At 72.5% G+C, this 19,043-nt stretch carries 17 protein-coding genes and 1 tRNA gene; 7 read left to right on the top strand and 11 right to left on the bottom strand.

Annotated features, from left to right (window positions below):
- Positions 1-219 precede the first annotated feature (219 nt).
- Together AB0G50_RS04590 and AB0G50_RS04585 are read left to right on the top strand one after the other, a co-directional pair.
- Positions 220-1,509, top strand: a complete 1,290-nt coding sequence (locus AB0G50_RS04590) for a UDP-glucose/GDP-mannose dehydrogenase family protein (protein WP_360102225.1) — start codon at positions 220-222, stop codon at positions 1,507-1,509.
- Between the two features lie 60 nt (positions 1,510-1,569).
- Complete coding sequence (locus AB0G50_RS04585) at positions 1,570-3,570, top strand: gamma-glutamyltransferase (protein WP_360102223.1); 2,001 nt, start codon at positions 1,570-1,572, stop codon at positions 3,568-3,570.
- A 258-nt stretch (positions 3,571-3,828) separates the two neighbouring features.
- On the opposite strand, the gene AB0G50_RS04580 is transcribed toward AB0G50_RS04585, so the two are convergent.
- Positions 3,829-4,164, bottom strand: coding sequence for a hypothetical protein (locus AB0G50_RS04580; RefSeq protein ID WP_360102221.1), 336 nt, complete (start codon positions 4,162-4,164; stop codon positions 3,829-3,831).
- A 289-nt stretch (positions 4,165-4,453) separates the two neighbouring features.
- Between AB0G50_RS04580 and AB0G50_RS04575 the strand changes: the two genes are divergently transcribed.
- Together AB0G50_RS04575 and AB0G50_RS04570 are read left to right on the top strand one after the other, a co-directional pair.
- Positions 4,454-5,362 (top strand): sensor histidine kinase, encoded by a 909-nt coding sequence (locus AB0G50_RS04575; RefSeq protein ID WP_360102219.1) that lies wholly within the window; start codon positions 4,454-4,456, stop codon positions 5,360-5,362.
- Positions 5,253-5,918 carry a response regulator transcription factor gene (locus AB0G50_RS04570; protein ID WP_360102217.1) on the top strand — a complete coding sequence of 222 codons (666 nt, stop codon included), beginning with the start codon at positions 5,253-5,255 and terminating at the stop codon, positions 5,916-5,918. The genes AB0G50_RS04575 and AB0G50_RS04570 overlap by 110 nt, the downstream gene beginning before the upstream one ends.
- Before the next feature lie 269 nt (positions 5,919-6,187).
- Here AB0G50_RS04570 and AB0G50_RS04565 read toward each other — a convergent pair whose 3' ends face one another.
- On the bottom strand, positions 6,188-6,562 hold the full coding sequence (locus AB0G50_RS04565) for a hypothetical protein (protein WP_360102215.1): 375 nt from the start codon (positions 6,560-6,562) through the stop codon (positions 6,188-6,190).
- 386 nt (positions 6,563-6,948) lie between these two features.
- Between AB0G50_RS04565 and AB0G50_RS04560 the strand changes: the two genes are divergently transcribed.
- Together AB0G50_RS04560 and AB0G50_RS04555 are read left to right on the top strand one after the other, a co-directional pair.
- Positions 6,949-8,250: a hypothetical protein gene (locus tag AB0G50_RS04560; protein ID WP_360102213.1), complete on the top strand. Its 1,302-nt coding sequence runs from the start codon at positions 6,949-6,951 to the stop codon at positions 8,248-8,250.
- Between the two features lie 49 nt (positions 8,251-8,299).
- Entirely contained in the window at positions 8,300-9,586 is a 1,287-nt protein-coding gene (locus AB0G50_RS04555) for a UDP-glucose/GDP-mannose dehydrogenase family protein (RefSeq protein WP_360102211.1), read from the top strand.
- 13 nt (positions 9,587-9,599) lie between these two features.
- Here AB0G50_RS04555 and AB0G50_RS04550 read toward each other — a convergent pair whose 3' ends face one another.
- From AB0G50_RS04550 to AB0G50_RS04540, 3 genes are read right to left on the bottom strand one after another with little or no spacing between them, the layout of a single operon-like run.
- The gene (locus tag AB0G50_RS04550) at positions 9,600-10,532 is read right to left on the bottom strand and encodes a UDP-glucuronic acid decarboxylase family protein (protein ID WP_360102209.1); all 933 of its coding nucleotides are present in this window, start codon (positions 10,530-10,532) and stop codon (positions 9,600-9,602) included.
- Between the two features lie 37 nt (positions 10,533-10,569).
- Positions 10,570-12,513 carry a glycosyltransferase family 2 protein gene (locus AB0G50_RS04545; protein ID WP_360102207.1) on the bottom strand — a complete coding sequence of 648 codons (1,944 nt, stop codon included), beginning with the start codon at positions 12,511-12,513 and terminating at the stop codon, positions 10,570-10,572.
- Positions 12,506-13,957 (bottom strand): glycosyltransferase, encoded by a 1,452-nt coding sequence (locus AB0G50_RS04540; protein WP_360102205.1) that lies wholly within the window; start codon positions 13,955-13,957, stop codon positions 12,506-12,508. Before AB0G50_RS04540 ends, AB0G50_RS04545 begins: the two co-directional genes overlap by 8 nt.
- Positions 13,958-14,043: 86 nt before the next feature.
- Between AB0G50_RS04540 and galE the strand changes: the two genes are divergently transcribed.
- Positions 14,044-15,036, top strand: coding sequence for a UDP-glucose 4-epimerase GalE (galE, locus tag AB0G50_RS04535; protein ID WP_360102203.1), 993 nt, complete (start codon positions 14,044-14,046; stop codon positions 15,034-15,036).
- Here the strand turns inward: galE and AB0G50_RS04530 are convergent.
- The 6 genes from AB0G50_RS04530 to AB0G50_RS04505 form a co-directional block, all read right to left on the bottom strand.
- A complete protein-coding gene (locus AB0G50_RS04530; RefSeq protein WP_360102201.1) occupies positions 15,011-16,156 on the bottom strand; it encodes a hypothetical protein in 1,146 nt (381 codons plus the stop codon). The two genes, galE and AB0G50_RS04530, sit on opposite strands and share 26 nt — an antisense overlap.
- A 246-nt stretch (positions 16,157-16,402) precedes the next feature.
- On the bottom strand, positions 16,403-17,422 hold the full coding sequence (locus tag AB0G50_RS04525; RefSeq protein WP_360102199.1) for a hypothetical protein: 1,020 nt from the start codon (positions 17,420-17,422) through the stop codon (positions 16,403-16,405).
- Between the two features lie 44 nt (positions 17,423-17,466).
- A complete protein-coding gene (locus AB0G50_RS04520; protein ID WP_360102197.1) occupies positions 17,467-17,874 on the bottom strand; it encodes a hypothetical protein in 408 nt (135 codons plus the stop codon).
- 91 nt (positions 17,875-17,965) lie between these two features.
- On the bottom strand, positions 17,966-18,391 hold the full coding sequence (locus AB0G50_RS04515) for an OsmC family protein (protein WP_360102195.1): 426 nt from the start codon (positions 18,389-18,391) through the stop codon (positions 17,966-17,968).
- Between the two features lie 77 nt (positions 18,392-18,468).
- A tRNA-Gly gene (locus tag AB0G50_RS04510) sits at positions 18,469-18,541 on the bottom strand.
- Between the two features lie 27 nt (positions 18,542-18,568).
- Positions 18,569-18,964, bottom strand: a complete 396-nt coding sequence (locus tag AB0G50_RS04505; RefSeq protein WP_360102193.1) for a hypothetical protein — start codon at positions 18,962-18,964, stop codon at positions 18,569-18,571.
- Between the last annotated feature and the right edge of the window lie 79 nt (positions 18,965-19,043).

Here is a 19,043-nt window from a genome sequence, read left to right as displayed (position 1 = left end):
TGCAGCAATGCGACCAACGGCACGGCCGCCACCAGCGCCAAAGCCGCGAACACCAGCAGGAACACCACCATCTCCATACCTGCACCCTGCCCGCCCGGCCCGTCGGCCCGCGTCCACCGGCGGTGGTGTTCCCGCGTACACCCAGGGGACTACCCACCTCACTCTCCGCATACAACTGGTGTTTGACCCTCGGCCAACTTCGGGTGCCACCGTCGACACATGTTCGGACGGCGGATCGCGGTCGTGGGTACCGGTTACGTAGGACTGACGACGGGGGCCTGCCTCGCCTCCCTCGGCCATCACGTCGTGTGCGCCGACGTCGACGCGCTCAAAGTCGCCAGACTCGACGTCGGCCAGGTCGACATCCTCGAACCCGGACTCGCCGACCTCGTCCTCGAAGGCCGCAAAGCCGGCCGGCTCGAGTTCGTCGTCGGCGCCGAGAACGCCGTCGGCGACGCCGAGGTCGTGTTCCTGTGCCTGCCGACGCCCATGGGCGCGGGCGGCGCCGCCGACCTGTCCGCCGTCGAGTCCGTCGCCGAGGCCGTCCGCGACCAGCTGCCCTACGGGTGCGTCGTCGTGTGCAAGTCCACCGTGCCCGTCGGCACCTCCACCCGCGTCGCCGCCCTGCTGCGCCGCGAGGACGTCGCCGTCGTGTCCAACCCCGAGTTCCTGCGCGAGGGCAGCGCCGTCCGCGACTTCCTGCACCCCGACCGCATCGTCGTCGGCTCCGACTCGCCCCAGGCCGCCGAACGCGTCGCCGCCCTGTTCGCCAAGCTCGGCGCGCCCACCGTGCTCATGGACGCCGCCAGCGCCGAGATGGTCAAGTACGCCGCCAACTGCTTCCTCGCCATGAAGCTGTCCTACGTCAACGCCGTCGCCGAGCTGTGCGAACTCGTCGGCGCCGACGTCACCTCCGTCACCGAGGGCATGGGCCACGACCGGCGCATCGGCCAGTCGTTCCTCCAACCCGGACCCGGCTGGGGCGGCTCGTGCCTGCCCAAGGACACCCACGCCATGGTCCGCATCGCCGAGTCCGTCGGCGTCGACCTCGACCTCGTGCGCGCCACCATCGACACCAACCACCGGCAGCAGCAGCGCGTCGTGGACAAGCTCCGCGACGCCGTCGGACCCCTCGCCGGCACCCGCGTCGCCGTGTACGGGCTCGCGTTCAAGGCAGGCACCAACGACCTGCGCGACTCGCCCGCCCTCGCCGTCGCCGAACTGCTCGCGTTCGAAGGCGCCGAACTCGTCGCGTACGACCCCGAGATCAGCCGACCCCTCGTCGGCATGACCGTCGTGGACGACCCGTACGAGGCCGCGCGCGGCGCCGCCGCCGTCGTGCTGCTCACCGAGTGGCCGCAGTTCCGCACCCTCGACTGGGCGCGCGTCGCCGCCGCCATGTCCGGCTCCGTCGTCCTCGACACCCGCAACCACCTCGACCCCGACGCGCTCCGCCGGGCCGGACTCGCCCTGCACGGCGTCGGGCGGCGGGCCATCGCGAAGATCTAGATCGCAACGATCCAGTTAGCCGGGGTAACCAATTGCGTGCGGAACACGTACTTTGTCGACGTGTTCACCACCCGCCCCGAACTCGCCGGCACCCACGGCATGGTCGCCTCGACGCACTGGCTCGCCTCCACCGCGGGCATGGCCGTCCTCGAAGACGGCGGCAACGCCTTCGACGCCGCCGTCGCGGCGGGGTTCGTGCTCCAGGTCGTGGAGCCGCACCTCAACGGACCCGGCGGCGAGGTGCCCGTCGTGTTCTCCGCCGCCGGCGCCGCACCCCGGGTGCTGTGCGGCCAGGGCGTCGCGCCGGCGCGCGCCACGATCGGCGCGTACCGCGACCTCGGCCTCGACCTGGTGCCCGGCAGCGGCCTGCTCGCCGCCACCGTGCCCGGCGCCTGGGACGGGTGGTTGACCCTGCTGCGCGACCACGGGACCCGCTCGCTGCGCGACGTCCTCGGGTACGCCATCGGCTACGCCCGCGACGGCTTCCCGGTGCTGGCCAACGTCACCCGCACGATCACCGCGGTGCAGGACCTGTTCCGCGACCACTGGACCACGTCGGCCGCCCTGTGGCTGCCCGGCGGCCGCCCACCCGCGGCCGGGAGCGTGTTCCGCAACCCGAAGCTGGCCGACACGTGGGAGTGGCTCCTCGCCGCCGGCGAAGCCGCGGGCCCGGACCGCGAAGCCCAGATCGAAGCCGCCCGCCGAGCCTGGTCCCAGGGCTTCGTCGCCGCGCAGGTCGACGAGTTCTGCCGCCAACCGTTCCGCGACGACTCCGGCCGGGACCACGCGGGCCTGCTCACCGGCGACGACATGGCCGCGTGGTCGGCGTCCTACGAGGACCCGGTGTCGGTGGACTTCGGCTCGTGGACCGTGTCGAAGCCCGGGTTCTGGACCCAGGGGCCCGCGTTGTTGCAGCAGTTGTTGCTGCTGGAGGGTTTCGCGGACCGGTTGTCGTACGTGGACGGGGTGCCGTCGGTCGACACGGTGCACCTGGCGGTCGAGTGCGCGAAGCTGGCGTTCGCCGACCGCGAGGCGTGGTACGGCGACAGCGCAGGCCCCCTGGACACCCTCCTGACCCGCGAGTACGCCCGTTTGAGGAGCTCACTTGTGGGTGAAACGGCGTCCCTTTCCCTGCGTGCCGGTTCACCCGACGGCATGATGCCGGTGTACCCAGGGCACATTTTGCGCGGCCCGCACGTTGCCGAAAAACAAGGCAGTGGCGCTCTCGGCGAGCCAACCGTGTCAGCGGCCCGCGGAGGCACCCACCCCGACCCGAACCACCCGTCCCACCCCACCGCCGGCCGATACGACAACCCGCTGGACCCACTCGCCCAGGCCGCCACCGCCCGCGCGGGTTCGGCAGGTCAGGGTGCGGTCGGTTCGGGCGCGGTCGGCCCGGACGGCGCGCGCGGGTCGTTCGGCGGGGCGGGCCTGTCGCGGTCGGCGCTCGGCGAGCCGATCGTGGGCCCGGACGGCACGGTGCGCGGCGACACGGTCCACATCGACGTGGTCGACCGCTGGGGCAACCTGGTGTCCGCGACCCCGTCGGGCGGCTGGCTCCAGTCGTCCCCGACCATCCCGTCCCTCGGGTTCTGCCTGGGGAGCCGGGCGCAGATGTTCTGGCTGGAGGAGGGGCTGCCGAACTCGCTCGTCCCCGGCCGTCGGCCGCGGATCACGCTGTCGCCGACGTTGGCGTCGCGCGACGGCGTGCCGACGATGGCGTTCGGCACGCCCGGCGGGGACCAGCAGGACCAGTGGCAGCTCGCGTTCTGGTTGGCGCACACGGTCGGCGGGCTGGGGTTGCAGGCGGCGGTGGACTCGCCGATGTGGCACACGAACGCGTTCCCGAGTTCGTTCTACCCGCGTGGTTGGACGCCGGGTGAGGTGATGGTGGAGTCGCGGTTCGGGGCGTTGGACGCGCTGCGCGAGCGTGGGCACACCGTGGTGGATGCCGGGGCCTGGACGTTGGGGCGGTTGTCGGCGGTGTCGCGGTCGGTGGACGGGTTGTTGCGGGGGGCCGCTGATCCGCGGGGTGGGCAGGGGTACGCCGTCGGGCGTTGAGGCATGGCTGGGGAGGGCAGGCCGTTTGGCCGGGGGCCGGGCGGGGTTTGGCCGGGTCCGAGGGCCTCGGGCGGCCTGCTGAGGTTCGGGCGGCCCGCTGAGGGGTGTGGCCTGCCGAGAGGTGGAACGGCCTGAAGGCCGGGTGCCGGGTGCCTGGGTGTCAGTGGCCTCGCCGAGTGGCGGGGGGCTGGGGCTGGGTGGCGGTGGGCAAGGGGAACGAGCCCGGCCTGGGGTGGCGGGCTCGTTCCCGGGGGTCGGTCAGGCGTTGCCCCACAGGCCCAGGACCGCGGGGGCGGTGGGGTGGGAGTCGGTCAGGAGGGTGTTCAGGGGGTTTGCTTCCAGGTTGTTCGCCAGGGCCTCGACCGTGGCGTTCTGGTTGTTCAGGACGTCGACCTTGCCGTTCGGGTTGGTGGTGTCCACCTTCGCCAGGTCGCCTACGGCGAGGAACTTGCCCAGGTTCGCATCCACGTTCGGGGTGACGTGGGCGTTCGCGTCCGCGTCGGTCGACGCCATCGCGGTGCCGCCCAGGCCCAGCATCATCGCGGTGCCGCCCAGGGCGGCTGCGGCGCCCACGAAGGTCTTCCTGAGGTTCATGGGGTCGGAACGTTCCGTACCTGGTCAGCGGGGTTCAAGTCCGGTCACCCTGGTGGGCGGGAATGTTCACACCTGTGGGTAGCCGCAAGAGATGGGCAGCACGGGACGAGCAGTACGAAGGCGGCACGACGGCCGGTCGAGGGTGCGGCAGTCGAGGGTGCGGCGGGGGAACCGGACCGGGAGGCTCGGCAGCGGGTGAGCAGGGCGCGGGAGTACGGCGGTGGGCGTACGTGGCGGGTGCGTCGTCGGGTGGATGTCGGCGTGGTTCGGGTGACGTACGGTCGCACGGGTGTGGGGGTGGCTCTGGTTCGCGGCGACGTTCGTGCCACTGGCGTGGCGACGGCGGTACCCGGCCGCGGTCATCGGGGTCACCGGCGGGTCGACCTGGCTCTACTACGTCACCGGGCACTGGGGTCCGCTGGTCGTCGCCCCCGCGTTCGCGGTCCTGTCCCTCCGCCGGACCCGGCTGATCGAGCGCCGGCACCGGCAGGTCGAGGAGGAGCGGTTGCGGATCGCGCGGGAGGTGCACGACGTGGTCGCGCACAGCCTCGCGATGATCAACGTCCAGGCCGGGGTCGCCGCGCACGTCGCGGACCGGCGGCCCGAGGAGGCGGTCAAGGCGCTCAAGGCCATCAAGGTCGCGAGCGGTCAGGCGCTGGAGGACCTGCGTGCCACGCTCGGCGTGCTGCGCACCGGCGAGGGCACCGCGCCGGCACCCTCGCTGCGGCACCTGGACGCGCTGGTCGCGCCCGTCCCGAACGTCGCCGTCCGCGGTGCGCCCGGCGACCTGCCGGCACCCGTCGACGCCGCCGCGTACCGGGTCGTCCAGGAGTCGCTGACCAACGCGCTGCGGTACGCACCCGGCGCGGACATCACGATCGTGTTCACTCGAAATGACGACGCACTCGAACTGACCGTCACCGACACCGGAACCGCGACCGAAACCGAGGGCGCGAAGAAGCAGGGCACCGGCGCCGGCCTGACGGGCATGCGCGAGCGGGTCGAGGCGTTGGGCGGGGTGTTCGAGGCCGGGCACGTCGACGGTGGCGGGTTCGCGGTGCGCGCGGTCCTTCCGTGGGAGGTGGGTAGTGGCTCCGGTACGGGTGGTGCTGGCCGACGACCAGGCGCTGGTGCGCGCGGGTTTCCGGCTGCTGCTGGACACCGAGGACGGGTTCGAGGTCGTCGGCGAGGCCGGTGACGGAGAGCAGGCCGTCGCGCAGGCGCACGCCCACCGGCCGGACGTCGTCGTCATGGACATCCGCATGCCCGGCACCGACGGCCTCCAGGCCACCCGCCGGATCTGCGCCGAGCTGCCCGACGTGAAGGTCCTCGTGCTCACCACGTTCGACGTGGACGAGTACGTGTTCGAGGCGCTCCGGGCGGGCGCGAGCGGCTTCCTGCTCAAGGACACCGACCCGGTCGACCTGCTCAACGGAATCCGGTTGGTCGCCGCGGGTGACGCCCTCCTCGCGCCGAGCGTCACCCGGAGGTTGATCGCCGAGTTCGCCGCGCGCCCCGAGCACCGCCGGCCCGAGCCCGGCGCGCTGCGCGAGCTGACCGCGCGCGAGCGGGAGATCCTCGCGCTCGTCGCGGGCGGGCTGTCCAACGACGAGATCGCGGCGCACCTGGTGATCAGTCCGGCCACCTCGCGCACGCACGTCTCGCGGGTGATGACGAAACTGGGCGCGCGGGACCGGGCGCAACTCGTGGTGCTGGCCTACGAATCGGGATTGGTCACCCCGCGCCGGCCGTGATGAATTGTTGCCGATCCGATCACGTTTCGTGCTGGCCGTATTGGCCGCGGTTTATCCACGTTCACTCGGCCAGGTCACGGAATGCAACTGCGGAGTGAAGATTCCATTGGTTAACGGGTACTTAACGGCACCTGTGCGGGAACCGCATTTTTGCTGGTACGCGGGGTGCGGCCGGGTACGCCGAAGCCGCTCTACCGCAGGTGGGAGGCGGCGAGCGGCACTCACGGACCGTGATGGGACGGGTGCTGGAACGGGGCCGAGCCGCGGTGCTACGCGATCGCGCCGGGCGGCAGCTTCAGCTTGAACGGCAGCGTGGTGACCACGGCGAGGTCCGACGCGGTCCGCTTCATCAGCGACGGCGCGTTGCGCGAGCCGGGCTCGGGCAGGTCCAGCAGCCGGTCGACCGCCTCGACCAGCGGACCCTCGTAGATCCACACGGCCTGGGCGGCGCGGGTGCTGTCCCGCACGGCGGGCAGGCGTCCGGCGCGGGCCTCGGTCTCCGACCAGAAGAGGATGGAGTCGATGAAGCCTCTGCGCTGCTTGAACGCCATGATGCGGTCGAGCTGGCCGTCCTCGTCCCGGAGGTGGAGGAACTGGAATCCGCTTTCGCGCAGCTCGATCACCTTGCTGAGTGCGAGATCCATGGCGCACCTACCTCTGTTCTGAGGTCCCCTAGCAGGTACAGGTCTGATGACCCGGAAATGATCGTACGGCAAGCGTTCAATCCGCCATAGGGACTACCCGGTCGGGAGAGGTCTCAATACGGCGTTGACCGTCGCTGTTTTTCCGGGCTGTTCGCAGTACGCGGACGGTACGCAGCAGAAATGCGCCGGCGGCCATGGTGACGAGGCTCACAGTGACCACTTCGCACCACCCTCCGCCACCCGGGGGTCCGTCCACCCCTGTAGACGCCCGTCCACCCCTGTAGACGCATACGGCGACGCTGGGGTTGCCCGGACCGACCCCGGCGAATCCACCCGAACCGGCGAACCACGTTCGGGTGAGGCCGGTGCCGGCTACGCTGCGGGGTGTGAGCGCTGAGTCGTCCAAGGCCGCGGAGCGGGCACCCCTCCCGGCGCTGAACGAGTCGTTCCTCCCGCGCGAGCACGCGATGTACCGGCCGAGGCACTCCGCCCGCCAGCACACCGCCCTCACCGCCGCCGGCGTCTTCTTCTGCGTGCCGCTGCTGCTGTGGGTCTTCGGCGTGCGGCCGGGCGAGTTCGAGAACCGCAAGCTCGCCCCGTTCCCCACCGGCTGGAACCTGCTGACCGGGCTGGACGAGTGGGCGGGCGACCACCTCCCGCTGCGGCAGCAGGCCGTGTCCGCCGTCGACGGCATCAGCCGCGGCGTGTTCGGCGAGCCCTACCAGTTCGGTCAGCAGCACCCGACCGGTCCCATCGACGACACGAAGGCGCCCGCGCCGCCGAAGACGCCGGCCGACCGGCCGAACGCGTCGCTGTTCCCGAAGGTCGTGGAAGGCCGCGACGGCTGGCTCTACCTCGGCCTCGACGCGCTCAACGCGTGCCACCCGGAGAAGCCGCTCGACCAGGTCCTGGAGTCGGTCCGCGCGCTGCGCGACGCGGTGGAGAAGTCCGGCCGCACGTTCGTGTTCACCGTCGTGCCGGACAAGAGCACCCAGGAACCCGGCCGGCTGCCCGCGTCCTACCTCGGCAAGTCCTGCCACGACGAGGTCAACGCCGACCTGTGGCAGCGCCTGGGCAAGGAGAAGGGGCTGCTCGACCTGCGGCCGGTGCTCACCCAGGCAGGCGTCGACACCAAGGCGCCCACCTACCAGGCGCTCGACTCGCACTGGACCTACGGCTCGGCGACGGTCGCCACCAAGGCGCTCGCCGAACGCGTCCAACCCGGCGTCGCGAAGACCTGGCACACCACCACGGGCACCGTCGAGCGGCTCGCGCCCGACCTGCCGAGGCTGCTCGGCCGCGCCGACGAGGTCGACGTGCAGACCTACGACCTCGCGCCCGACGGCATGGCGATCCAGGGCCACGACGTCGCCGAGGGCACGTTCCGCGAGCCGACGCGGGTGACCCGGTTCCCCGGCACCGGGCTGGTCCGCGGGTCCGTCGGCCTGATCGGCGACTCGTTCCTGTTCAACTTCGCGCCGTTCACCACCGCGCCGTTCGCCGACCTGCGCCTGGTGCACAGCGACACCGCGGGCACCGACCCGCAGGCGGTCGCCGCCATGCTCGCCGACCGCGACGTGGTGGTCTTCGAGACCGCCGAGCGCAGCCTGGTCGGCGGCACGAACTCGTTGCTGGACAAGGAAGCCGTCGACGTCATCGCCGCCGAACTGGCGAAGCGCCCGCGCTGACGGGCGTGTGCGACGATCGCGGGACCACTCATGTCGGTTGGGGGAACAGGTGTTCGTTCGTCGGGTAGCGGTCGTGGGAGTGGGCTACGTCGGGTTGACCACCGCGGCGTGTCTGGCCTCGCTCGGCCACCGCGTGGTGTGCGCCGACATCGACAAGCGGAAGGTGGCGCGCCTCCTGGAGGGGCACGTGCCGATCCTCGAGGAGGGCTTGACCGAGCTCGTCGCCGAGGGGCTCGCCTCGCGCCGGCTGGACTTCGTGGTGGGCGCGGCGAACGCGGTCGGCGACGCCGAGGTGGTGTTCCTGTGCCTGCCGACGCCGATGGGCGCGGGCGGCGCGGCCGACCTGTCCGCGGTGGAGGCGGTGATCGCCGAGGTGCGCGAGCTGCTGCCCGCCGACTGCGTGCTGGTCACCAAGTCGACCGTGCCGGTGGGCACCGCGGCGCGGGTGGTCGAGCTGCTCGGCCGCGACGACGTCTCCGTGGTGTCGAACCCGGAGTTCCTGCGCGAGGGCAGCGCGGTCCGCGACTTCATGCACCCCGACCGGATCGTGGTCGGCTCCGACGTGCAGCACGCGGCCGAGCGGGTTTCCGCCCTGTACGCGCGGGTGGGCGTGCCGACCGTGCTCACGTCCGCGGCCAGCGCCGAGATGGTCAAGTACGCGGCGAACTGCTTCCTCGCCATGAAGCTGTCCTACGTCAACGCGATGGCCGAGCTGTGCGAACGGCTCGGCGCGGACATCGCGGACGTCGCCGAGGGCATGGGCTTCGACCACCGGATCGGGCAGTCGTTCCTCCAGCCCGGACCCGGCTGGGGCGGCTCGTGCCTGCCCAAGGACACCCACGCGCTGTTGCGGATGTCCGAGGCGGCCGGGTTCGACTTCGCGCTGGTCCGGGCCACCATCGACACCAACGAGCAGCAGCGCGACCGGGTCGTGGAGAAGGTCGTCGCTGCGGTCGGCGGCTCGCTCGACGGGGTCCGGCTCGGGCTGCTCGGGCTCGCGTTCAAGGCGGGCACCGACGACCTGCGCGACTCGCCCGCCCTCGCCGTGGCCCGGAAGCTGCGCGAGCGCGGCGCCGACCTGGTCGCCTTCGACCCGGCCGTGCCGGCACCGGTCGCGGGCGTCACCGACGACGTGCTGGTCGTCGGCGACCCGCAGCAGGCGGTGAAGGACGCCGACGCCGTCGTGCTGCTCACCGAGTGGCCCGAGTTCCGCAAGCTCGACTGGGCCGACCTGGCCGAGCGGATGGCCGGGCGGGTCGTCGTGGACACGCGCAACCTGCTCGACCAGGACGTGCTGCGGCTCGCCGACCTGGACACCGTCGGCATCGGCCGCTAGCCGGCCCCGCGCCCTAGCCCCGGGCCCGGAACCACTCCACGGTCCGGGACAGGCCGTCGCGCAGCGACACCTCGGGCTTCCACCCGAGGAGCTGGCCCGCCCGGGTGATGTCCGGGCGGCGCTGCGTCGGGTCGTCCGCGGGCAGCTCCGAGTGCACCAGTTCGACCCTGGTGCCGGTCAGCTCGCCGACCAGGGTCGCCAGGTCCAGCACGGTGACCTCGTGCGGGTTGCCCAGGTTCACCGGACCCAGCTCGCCCGGTTGCGCGGCGAACGCCAGCACGCCGCGCACCAGGTCGTCCACGTAGCAGAAGCTGCGGGTCTGGTTGCCCGTGCCGTACACGGTCAGCGGCTCGCCGCGCAGCGCCTGGTCCACGAAGTTCGACACCACCCGGCCGTCGGACGCGCGCAGCCGCGGGCCGTAGGTGTTGAAGATCCGCACGATGCCCACGTCGACCCGGCCGAGCCGGTGGTGCGCGGCCAGCAGCGCCTCGGCGAACCGCTTCGACTCGTCGTAGACGCTGCGCGGGCCGATCGGGTTGACGTTGCCCCAGTACTCCTCGGTCTGCGGGTGCACGGTCGGCTCGCCGTAGACCTCGCTCGTCGACGCCTGCACCAGGCGCGCGCCCTTGGCCGCGGCGAACTCCACGACCTTGCGCACGCCCGTCGAGCCGACGTCCAGCGTCTCCAGCGGTCGCTCCAGGTACCGGGGCGGCGACGCGGGACTGGCGAAGTTCAGCACCAGGTCCACGTCACCGGCCACGGTCCAGTCGCCGCAGATGTCGACCTCGTGGAACTCGAAGCCCTCGACACCCCGGTGCGCCTCGACGTTCGCGGTGTCGCCGGAGGACAGGTCGTCCAGCACGACCACCCGCCACCCGTCCGCGACCAGCCGGTCCACCAGGTGCGAACCCACGAACCCGGCGCCACCGGTCACCACCGCGCGCATCTGACGCCTCCCTCGGATGTGGAACAGCCCAGCGTACTCACGCGCGCTCGCGCTCCCAGTCGGTCAGCCAGCCGTCCCGCAGCGTGCGGGCGCCGCGCACGTCGTTCAGCCAGTCCGCGAGCCGGTCGCCGGACAGCTCCAGCGCGCCGGACATGACCCGCGGGCAGCTCTCCCGCAGCGCGTCGTAGCCCGCGTCGGTGGACACGTTCGTCAGGCTCAGCATGGACGTCGCGGACGACCGGTACCGGCCGACGACGGTCTGCACGTGCGCCGCGTGACCGCCGTTCTCCGCGATCCGGCACCACAGCTGGTAGTCCTCCCAGCCGTGCAGCCGCCGGTCGACGGTGTACCCGCCCAGGTCGGCCAGCGCCTCGGCGCGCACCAGCGCCATCGCGTCGATGTAGTTGTAGTAGCGGAACCGCCACGGCTCCCACGGCCACACGCCCATCAGCCCGAGCGGGCCGGTCGGGTCGAACCGCTGGAGCACGCCGTAGGCGAACGCCGCCTCCGGGTCCGCGTCCAGCGCCGCCACCAGCCGTTCCAGGCCGGTCGGGGTGATCGCGTTGTCCGCGTCCAGCACGAACACCAGCTCGCCGCGCGCGTGCGCGATCGAGGTGTTGCGGGCCCTGGGCAGACCGCGGTTCACCGGGTGTCGCACCAGGGTGGCCGCGACCTGCGGCGACCGCAGCATCCACTCGCGCACGGCCGCGCCGGACCCGTCGGTGGAGCCGTCGTCGGTGACCACGATCTCCAGGTCGGTGTACGAGCCGGACGCGGCCGACTCCAGCGCCTCCACCACGTACGGCTCGTGGTTGTACAGCGCCATGATCACCGAGACGCGGGGCTTGGGGCGGCGGTCCCACGACGGCGTGCGCAGGTCCACCACCGGCGTCGGGTCGATCGACGGGTCCGCCGACACCCGGCGGCGCAGGTCGACCAGGTCCAGCCGGATCTCCCGGATCGCCTGCCGCACCACGTCGGTGCCGTCCCGCTCGCGCTCCCACGGCGCCACCAGGTTCGGCCGGAACGGGCCGGGCCGCGTCGGGCCGACGTGCAGGGCCACCGGCCGCGCGCCGCGCCGGACGTCCTTCGCGACCTCCAACAGCCGTTCCACGCCGCGGGCGAACGGCGTCTCCTTGATCAACCCGTACGCGGCCAGGCGCAGCGCGGCCAGCCGGTCCGGGTCGTCCAGCAGCGCGTCGAGCCGGTGCGGCAGCGCGGACAGGGCCGAGAACTCCAGGTGCTCGCCGCCGACGAAAGGTTCGGTGTGCAGCGACGTCTCGGACAGCGTCACGGCGCCGGTGTGCGCCGCCTCGACGGCCCGGAGCCACTCGAAGTACGGCTCTTCCGCCTGGTGGATGTTGAGCAGCACCTTGGTGCCGGCGAGCAGGTCGCGCTTCTTCTCGCCCGTGACGAAACCGCCGTGGTCGGAGGTGTTCGGCGCGGCGTTGTCGGAGATGATCAGCCGGCTGTTCGTCGACCACAGCCGACGGCCGAGCTTGGCCAGCGCGTGCTCCCGGCGCGGCGTGCCGCAACCCAGGAACAGCACGTCGAGGTCGCGCTCGCGGGTGGCGTCGAACCGGTCCCACGACGGCGTCCAGCCGAACTGGAGGTGCCGCGCCCGCACGCCGCGCGCCTCGTAGGCCTCCACGGCGTGCTTGCTGAAGTCGAACACCGCCGCGAGTCGGCCGCCCAGGTGGACGTTGGTGTCGAAGTGGCTGGACGACGGCTGCTCGGCGGTGATGCCGATGACCCGCTGCGCGATGCGCTCGTTCTCCAGCCAGTGCGAACCCTCCAGCGCGGCGTACTCGTGCGTGGGCAGCAGCACGAACACGTCGTCCGGCTCGGTCTCCACCATCGTGGTGACCACCTCGGCGTCCGCGCCCAGCGCCGTCGCCTCCGCGACCAGCGCGTCGGCCAGCTCGTGGAAGAACGCGTTCTGGAAGGGCGACTGGAGCACCCTCAACCGCGGCTCAGCCACGCTTGTCACCCCGCATCCGGTCGCTGGCCCTGCGCAGCGGCGCGGTGACCTTCCAGCTGGTCGAGTGCTCCAGCTCGGCGACCCGCTCCTCGAGCGTCCGGCGCACGTGCGTGGCCTGCCGGATCTCCTCGTCCAGCCGCCGGTTGAGCCGGTCGTTGTCGCGGGTGTACTGGGCGAGCAGCGCGGCGGTCTGGTCGAGCGCGGTCAGCCGCTCGGCGGCGGTGCCCAGCTCCTTGTACTCCACGCGCAGGTCGGCCAGCTCGTTCTCCAGCCGGTGCGCCTTCTGCCTGGCCGCGGTCAGCTCGCCGAGCGCGGCCTGGAAGCTGTCCTCCAGGTTCTGCGCGATCGACTCGGCCCGCTCGCGCGCGGCCGTCTGCTCCTCGGCGAACGCCTTGGCCCGCTCCCGGGCCGCGGCCTGCTCCTCGGCGAACTCGGTCGCCCGCTCCACCTGCGCGGCGGCCTCCGCCAGGTCGTCGCCGGACTCGGTGTCCACGCGGGCCAGCGGGTGGGTCGCCGTGCCGCCGTCGGCGGGCATCGCCAGCGCCACGTCGATCGCGCCGAGCAGCGCGTCCGCCATCCGGGCCGTCGAGTAGCGCTCCAGCACCCACGACCGGGACGCGGCGCGGTCGGGTTCGGAGTCCAGCAGCCGCGCCACCTCGTCCACCACGGCCAGCACGTCCGCGTCGGCGATCTCGTGCGCGTTCGGCGCGGTGAACAGCTCCGCGCCGCCGCCCGCCGGGTAGCCGACGACCGCGCAGCCCGCCGCGAGCGCCTCCGGCACCGGGAGGCCGAAACCCTCCTCCGCGCCCAGCGCCACGAACACCGACGCCTCGGCCAGCACGTCCGCGGTGTGCGCCTCGCTCGCGCCGTCCAGCGGCACCAGCTCCACGTCGGCGAACCGCGGGTCGTTGCGGAACAGCACCTCCAGCAGCGCGGCCTCGCGCCGGCGCTTGCGCGGCATCCACACCACGCGCCGCTTCCGGGTCGCCGCGGACCGGAACACGTCGCCGTCGATCGCGTACGGCACCTGGAGCACCGCGAGGTCGGGGTGCAGCCGGCGCAGCACCGCGACGCTGACGTCGGACGCCGTCCACACCGCGGGCGCCGGGCTCCAGCCCGGGTAGGCCGCGCCCTCGAAGTTGTCGAACGTGTAGAAGTGGTTCTGGTTGTAGACCACCTTGCGGACGCCCGGCGCCGGGTCGAACCCGGTCAGCACCATCACCTCGGGCACCACCAGCAGGTCGTTCGGCCCGAGGTCGAGGGACGCGCCCCGCACCACGGTCGCCGACGTGGCGAACCAGTCGCACTTGAAGTCCTCGGCGAAGTGCCAGACCTTGGCGTCCAGCCCGGCCGCCCGCGCGGTCTCGGCGTGCCGGTAGATGGCGCGCATCCCGCCTGACGGCTCCGCGAAGTCAGGCGCCAGGTACACGACTTGTCCGGTCATGGCTCGCAATCTTTCCCCTCGTGTGCTCCGACCCGTCGCATGGCCTAGCGTTTCGCCCGCCGATCACGCGGACGGGAGGACGGGTCGTGACGATTCTGGTCACTGGTGGCGCCGGGTACGTCGGGTCGCACGTGGCGCACGCGCTGGTCGCGGCGGGCCGGGAGGTCGTCGTGGTCGACGACCTGCGCACCGGCGCCGCGTCCGCCGTGCCGCCGGGCAGCCCGCTGGTCGAGTTGGACGTGCTGGACACCGCGCGGCTCACCGCCGTGGCGCGCGAGCACGGCGTGACCGCGTGCGTGCACCTCGCGGGCTTGAAGAACCCGGGCGAGTCGATGACCGATCCCGGGCGGTACTTCAAGGTCAACGTGTCCGGCACGCTGTCCGTGCTGGAGGCGCTGGTCGCGGCGGGCGTGCGGGACCTGGTGTTCTCGTCCAGCTGCTCGGTCTACGGCGCGGCGCGCGACCTGCCCGTCACCGAGGACAGCCCGCTCGCGCCGGTCAGCCCGTACGGCCTGAGCAAGCTCACCGCCGAGCGGATGATCGAGGCGTTCGGCGCCGCGCACGGCCTGCGCTGGATGTCGCTGCGCTACTTCAACGCGGCCGGCGCGAGCCTGGACGCGTCGATCGGCGAGGACTGGGGCCCGACCCGCAACCTGGTGCCGCTGCTGGCGAAGGCCGCGCTCGGGTTCCGGGACGAGGTCGTGCTGTTCGGCGCGGACTACGACACGCCGGACGGGACCGCGGTCCGCGACTACACGCACGTGGTCGACCTCGCGGACGCGCACGTGAGCGCGGTGCGGCACCTGGCCGACGGCGGCGCGTCGGGTGCGCTGAACCTCGGCACCGGCGACGGGTACTCGGTGCTCGCGGTGGTGAAGGGCCTGGAGGAGGTGGCGGGCGTGCCGGTGCCGGTGCGGTTCGGCGAGCGACGGGCGGGGGACCCGCCCGTCGTGTGGTCGGACCCGGCGCGGGCCGAACAGTTGCTCGGCTGGCGCGCCCGGTTCGGGCTGCCGGAGATCCTCGCCACCGCGTGGGCGTGGCACGCCCGCGGGGTCACTTCGCCGGGTAGCCCTTCGTGATGGCCGCGTAGACCTCGCTCATGCCGGTGTTCGCGGCCTCCTTCGTGCGGCCGCGGACCTCGATCCGGATCAGCGAGGTGCCCGAGGAGTAGAACGCGCGCTGGTCGAACGGCACGTCCGGCACGTCGGTCGCCTTGTCCGCGAACATGATCGCGAGGCCGGACGGGCCGGTGCCGGGCCCGAAGCCGTAGCCCGCCTGGAGCTCCATCAGGCCCTTGGCGGCGGTGGCCGCGGTGGTCGAGTCGCCGCACTTGAAGACGTGCACCTGGGTGTACCAGTCGGTCTGGAACAGCACCTGCGCGAGGCCCGCCTTCGCGCCGCAGTTGGTCATCAGCGTCGCCTCGTCCGGGCTGAACTGGCTCTTCTGCTGCGCGGCGCTGACCGTCGTCTCGCCGCTGGACGCCGAGTCGAGCTTGCCCTTGACGCCCTCCAGCGGCAGCTTCGGCCCGGCGCTCGTGGTCGTGGTCGGCGCGGCCGTGGAGGCGGAGACGGACGTGGTGGGCGTGCTCGACGTGCCCGGCTGCGCGGCCTCGTCGGACTTGCCGGCGGTCAGGAAGTAGACGCCGACGCCGATGCCCGCGAGCACCGCCACGACGCCGATGATGGCGAGGATCTTCTTGCCCTTGCCCGACGGCTTGTCGTCGAACACCTCGGGGCCCTGCGCGATCCAGCCGTGGCCGCCGTCGCCGAACGAGTCGCCGCCCCACGGCGGGGTCGTCGGACCGGCCTGCCAGTTCGGCTGCTGCGGTTGCTGGGGCTGCTGCGGCGGCGGGAAACCGCCGGTCTGCTGCACCGGGCGGACGAACTGGGTGCGCTCGGCGTCCGGGTTGCCCGCCCGCACCACCTGGGTCTTCTCGGGGTTGTTCTGGTCGGCGGGCACGGCCGCCGCGCCGGTGCCGACCACCTGGGTCTGCTCCGGGTTGCCCGCGGGCTGGGCCTCCTGCGGGCGTGCGGCCTCCCACCGGAAGGGCTGGCCGAAGGGGTTCTGCTGCTGGGCCGGCGGTTGCGCGTTCGTGGCCGAGGCAAGGATCTCGTCGCGGCGCCGCCGGTACTCGTCGGCGCTGATCCGACCCTCAGCCAGGGTCTTGTCCAACTCGGCCAGATCCTCTTGCCAGGGCATTCCCGCTCCTCCACAGTAGCCGCGTGCGACATTGTGACGTATGTGCCGCAACGGCCTGACCCGATCCACCACTTGTGACCCGGTCGTTGTGGCGCTTGGCGCGCGGACCTGCGGCGCGGCCCGGCGAGGTCGTGACAAAACACCGGCGGTGACGGCCGGCGCGAGCGCGCGTCGACCCCGCCTCGGCGGTGTCGCCGGGCGAATTTCACGCACCGTGTCCGGTGGACCGGGAAAAGTGACTCGCGGCTACTTCTTGGTCAGGATCGTCGGGCCCACGATGCGGCGGGCGATGCGGCGCAGCGCGCTTTTCGGCGGTTTCGGCGCGGGCTTGGCCGCGGGTTTCGGCGCGGCGACCGGTTCCGGGGTCGGCGTCGGCGTCGCGGCGGGCGCGGGTGCCGCCGGTGCGGGTGCCGCGACGACCGGTGCCGGCGGCTCGTCGGGCGACGTCGTCGGCCAGGCCTCGGCGTCCTCGGGGGTGTGCGTGGGCCAGCCCGGCTCCGCCGCGGGGCGAGGTGCGGGCGGCGGCGTGACCGGGGTGACCGGCTTCAGGTAGGCGGTGCGGGCCGCCGACGGGTCCTCGGGTTCCGGCGCCGGGTGGCCGTTGAGCCGGGAGGTGAGCGGCGGCGCGGGCGCCGGGTCGGCCGGCACGTGGTCGGCGAACATCGAGGACGCGACGGGCTGCTGCGGCGCCTGCACGTAGGAGTCGGCCGGCGGGGCCACCGGGACGCCGTTCACCGGCCGGGGCGCGTGCGTGCCGTTCGGGGCCGGCACCGGGGTGGTGTCGAAGGGCGCGGCGTCGACCGGCGTGCCGTTGAGGGGGACACCGTTGACCGGGACGCCGTTGGTCGCGGCACCGTTGGTCGGGGGCGCTTCGGGGAGCGGTGCGGGGAGCTGGTGCGCGACCGCCGGCGCGGAGATCGGCGGCGGCACGGGCACGGGCGTGGTCACGGGCAGCGACGAGGTCTGCGGTGGTGCCGTCGGCTGCGGCATGGCGGGCTCGTCGGACGGCGTGTGCGGTGCGAACAGGTCCGGGCCGCCGGTGGTCGGCTGGGGTGCCAGAAGGGCCGAGAAGAGCTTGCCGGAGAGCTGGTCCGGCGCGGGGCGGGACGGCTGGGCCGGTACCTGCGCGTCCGGCGCCTGGTCGGCCGGGACCTCCTGGAACCAGGACTGCTGGATCGGACCCCGGTTCGGCACCGGTGCGGTGCGGACCGTCGGTGAGTTGTGGCTCGGCTGGGGCTGATGATGATGTTCCTGGCTGAACGTCACGTCCCGATCCTGCCAAACTCCGATCCGTTACCTAAACGGGGGATTTAGCAGAAGATCAGCCCGCAGGGCTTGCGCGTGGTGGTCGTGGTCGTCGTCGGCGGCGTCGTGGTGACCGGCTCCTCCGTCGTCCCCTCGGTGGTCGTGGTGGGTGCGACCAGGGACGTCGTGGTGGTCGTCGACGTGGTCGTGGTGGTCGTCGCGGAGGACGGCGCGCTCGTCCGGGAGGACGGGCGAAGTGTGGTCGACACCACGCCGGTGGACGTCACCGGAGTCCGGCCGGGCTGCTCGCTGCCGCGCACCACGACGATCGCGGCGCCGCCGTCGGGTTCGTGCTCGGACCGGACGACGCGCGGGGCGGAGACGACCAGGCTCGACGCCCACAGGGCCGCCAGGACCACGCCCAGCAGCGATCCGAGGGCCAACCGCCCCGGAGCGCCGAACGAGGCGACCATGTCACTACGAGTACTGGTTCGACCACGTTGGGGTCAAATCAACCCCGAAGGGGTGGTGCCGGCTCCTGGGACACCGGCACCACCGACGGCGTCACACCAGTTCGGCGGTCAGCGTGATCGTCGTGCCGGCGAGCGCCTGGCTCACCGGGCAGTTCTCCTTGGCGTTCTGCGCGGCCGCGGCGAAGCCCTCCGCGTCCAGGCCGGGCACGCTCGCGCGCACGGTCAGGTGGATGCCGGTGATGCCGGTGCCGGGCTGGAACGTCACCTCGGCGGACGTGTCGACGGTCGTCGGCGGGGTGCCCGCCTGCGCGAGGCCGTGCGACAGCGCCATCGAGTAGCACGACGAGTGCGCCGCCGCGATCAGCTCCTCGGGGCTGGTCTTGCCGTTCGCGGCCTCGGCGCGCGACGGCCAGCTGACGTCGTAGGTGCCGATGCCGGAGGACTCCAGGGCGACGGTGCCCTTGCCCTCCAGCAGGTTGCCTTCCCAGTGGGTCGTCGCCTTGCGGGTGGTGGCCATGCTCAACACTCCCTTTCCCGGAAACGTCGAAGGCCCGGTTCCCCCAAACCAGCACTGGGGAACCGGGCCTTCGCGAGAGCGGATGACGAGACTCGAACTCGCGACCCTCACCTTGGCAAGGTGATGCGCTACCAACTGCGCTACATCCGCCTGACACGAAGAACTATAGGGCACGGCTCAAACCGCGTTGCGACCGGGGGGTCCCGAACCGGCCAGCAGCCGGTCGACCTCGGTCAACCGCTCCTTCGACCAGCGCCACTCCCACAGCGGCCGCACCTTGTCGACCACCTCGGCGGGCAACCACGGCGCCACGTCGTCGCGCAGGTCCCACTCGTCGAACACGTGCTCGTAGAAGCTGACCACCGACGCGTTCGACAGGAACTGCTCCTGCCGGAAGCACCAGTGCGCGAACCCGTAGACCCGGCCGAGCAGTTCCCGGTCGCCCTCGCGGTGCGCGTCCAGCGCCAGTTGCCACAGCTCCGTGAGGAACACGTGGCACGACCACGACTCGCGCTCCACCACGCCGCTGAGCTCCGGGACGAGGGTGGAGGCCCTTGTGCGCCAATCGACCACCCGGCGGACGGTACCCGTCATTCCTGTGCGGCAAGGACTCCACGTCGTCACCTGACGCCCACCTGTGATCGGGTCGTCA

Source organism: Actinosynnema sp. NPDC020468 (assembly GCF_040642015.1).
Taxonomy (GTDB): Bacteria; Actinomycetota; Actinomycetes; order Mycobacteriales; family Pseudonocardiaceae; genus Actinosynnema.
This window is presented reverse-complemented; position numbering and strand designations above follow the sequence as displayed.

Bases quoted from the DNA above. Each gene is read 5' to 3' on its own strand.
- AB0G50_RS04590 (WP_360102225.1), top strand. From the start codon at position 220: ATGTTCGGACGGCGGATCGCGGTCGTGGGTACCGGTTACGTAGGACTG.
- AB0G50_RS04580 (WP_360102221.1), bottom strand. From the start codon at position 4,164: ATGAACCTCAGGAAGACCTTCGTGGGCGCCGCAGCCGCCCTGGGCGGC.
- AB0G50_RS04565 (WP_360102215.1), bottom strand. From the start codon at position 6,562: ATGGATCTCGCACTCAGCAAGGTGATCGAGCTGCGCGAAAGCGGATTC.
- AB0G50_RS04550 (WP_360102209.1), bottom strand. From the start codon at position 10,532: ATGCGCGCGGTGGTGACCGGTGGCGCCGGGTTCGTGGGTTCGCACCTG.
- AB0G50_RS04540 (WP_360102205.1), bottom strand. From the start codon at position 13,957: ATGACCGGACAAGTCGTGTACCTGGCGCCTGACTTCGCGGAGCCGTCA.
- AB0G50_RS04530 (WP_360102201.1), bottom strand. From the start codon at position 16,156: ATGCCCTGGCAAGAGGATCTGGCCGAGTTGGACAAGACCCTGGCTGAG.
- AB0G50_RS04520 (WP_360102197.1), bottom strand. From the start codon at position 17,874: ATGGTCGCCTCGTTCGGCGCTCCGGGGCGGTTGGCCCTCGGATCGCTG.
- AB0G50_RS04515 (WP_360102195.1), bottom strand. From the start codon at position 18,391: ATGGCCACCACCCGCAAGGCGACGACCCACTGGGAAGGCAACCTGCTG.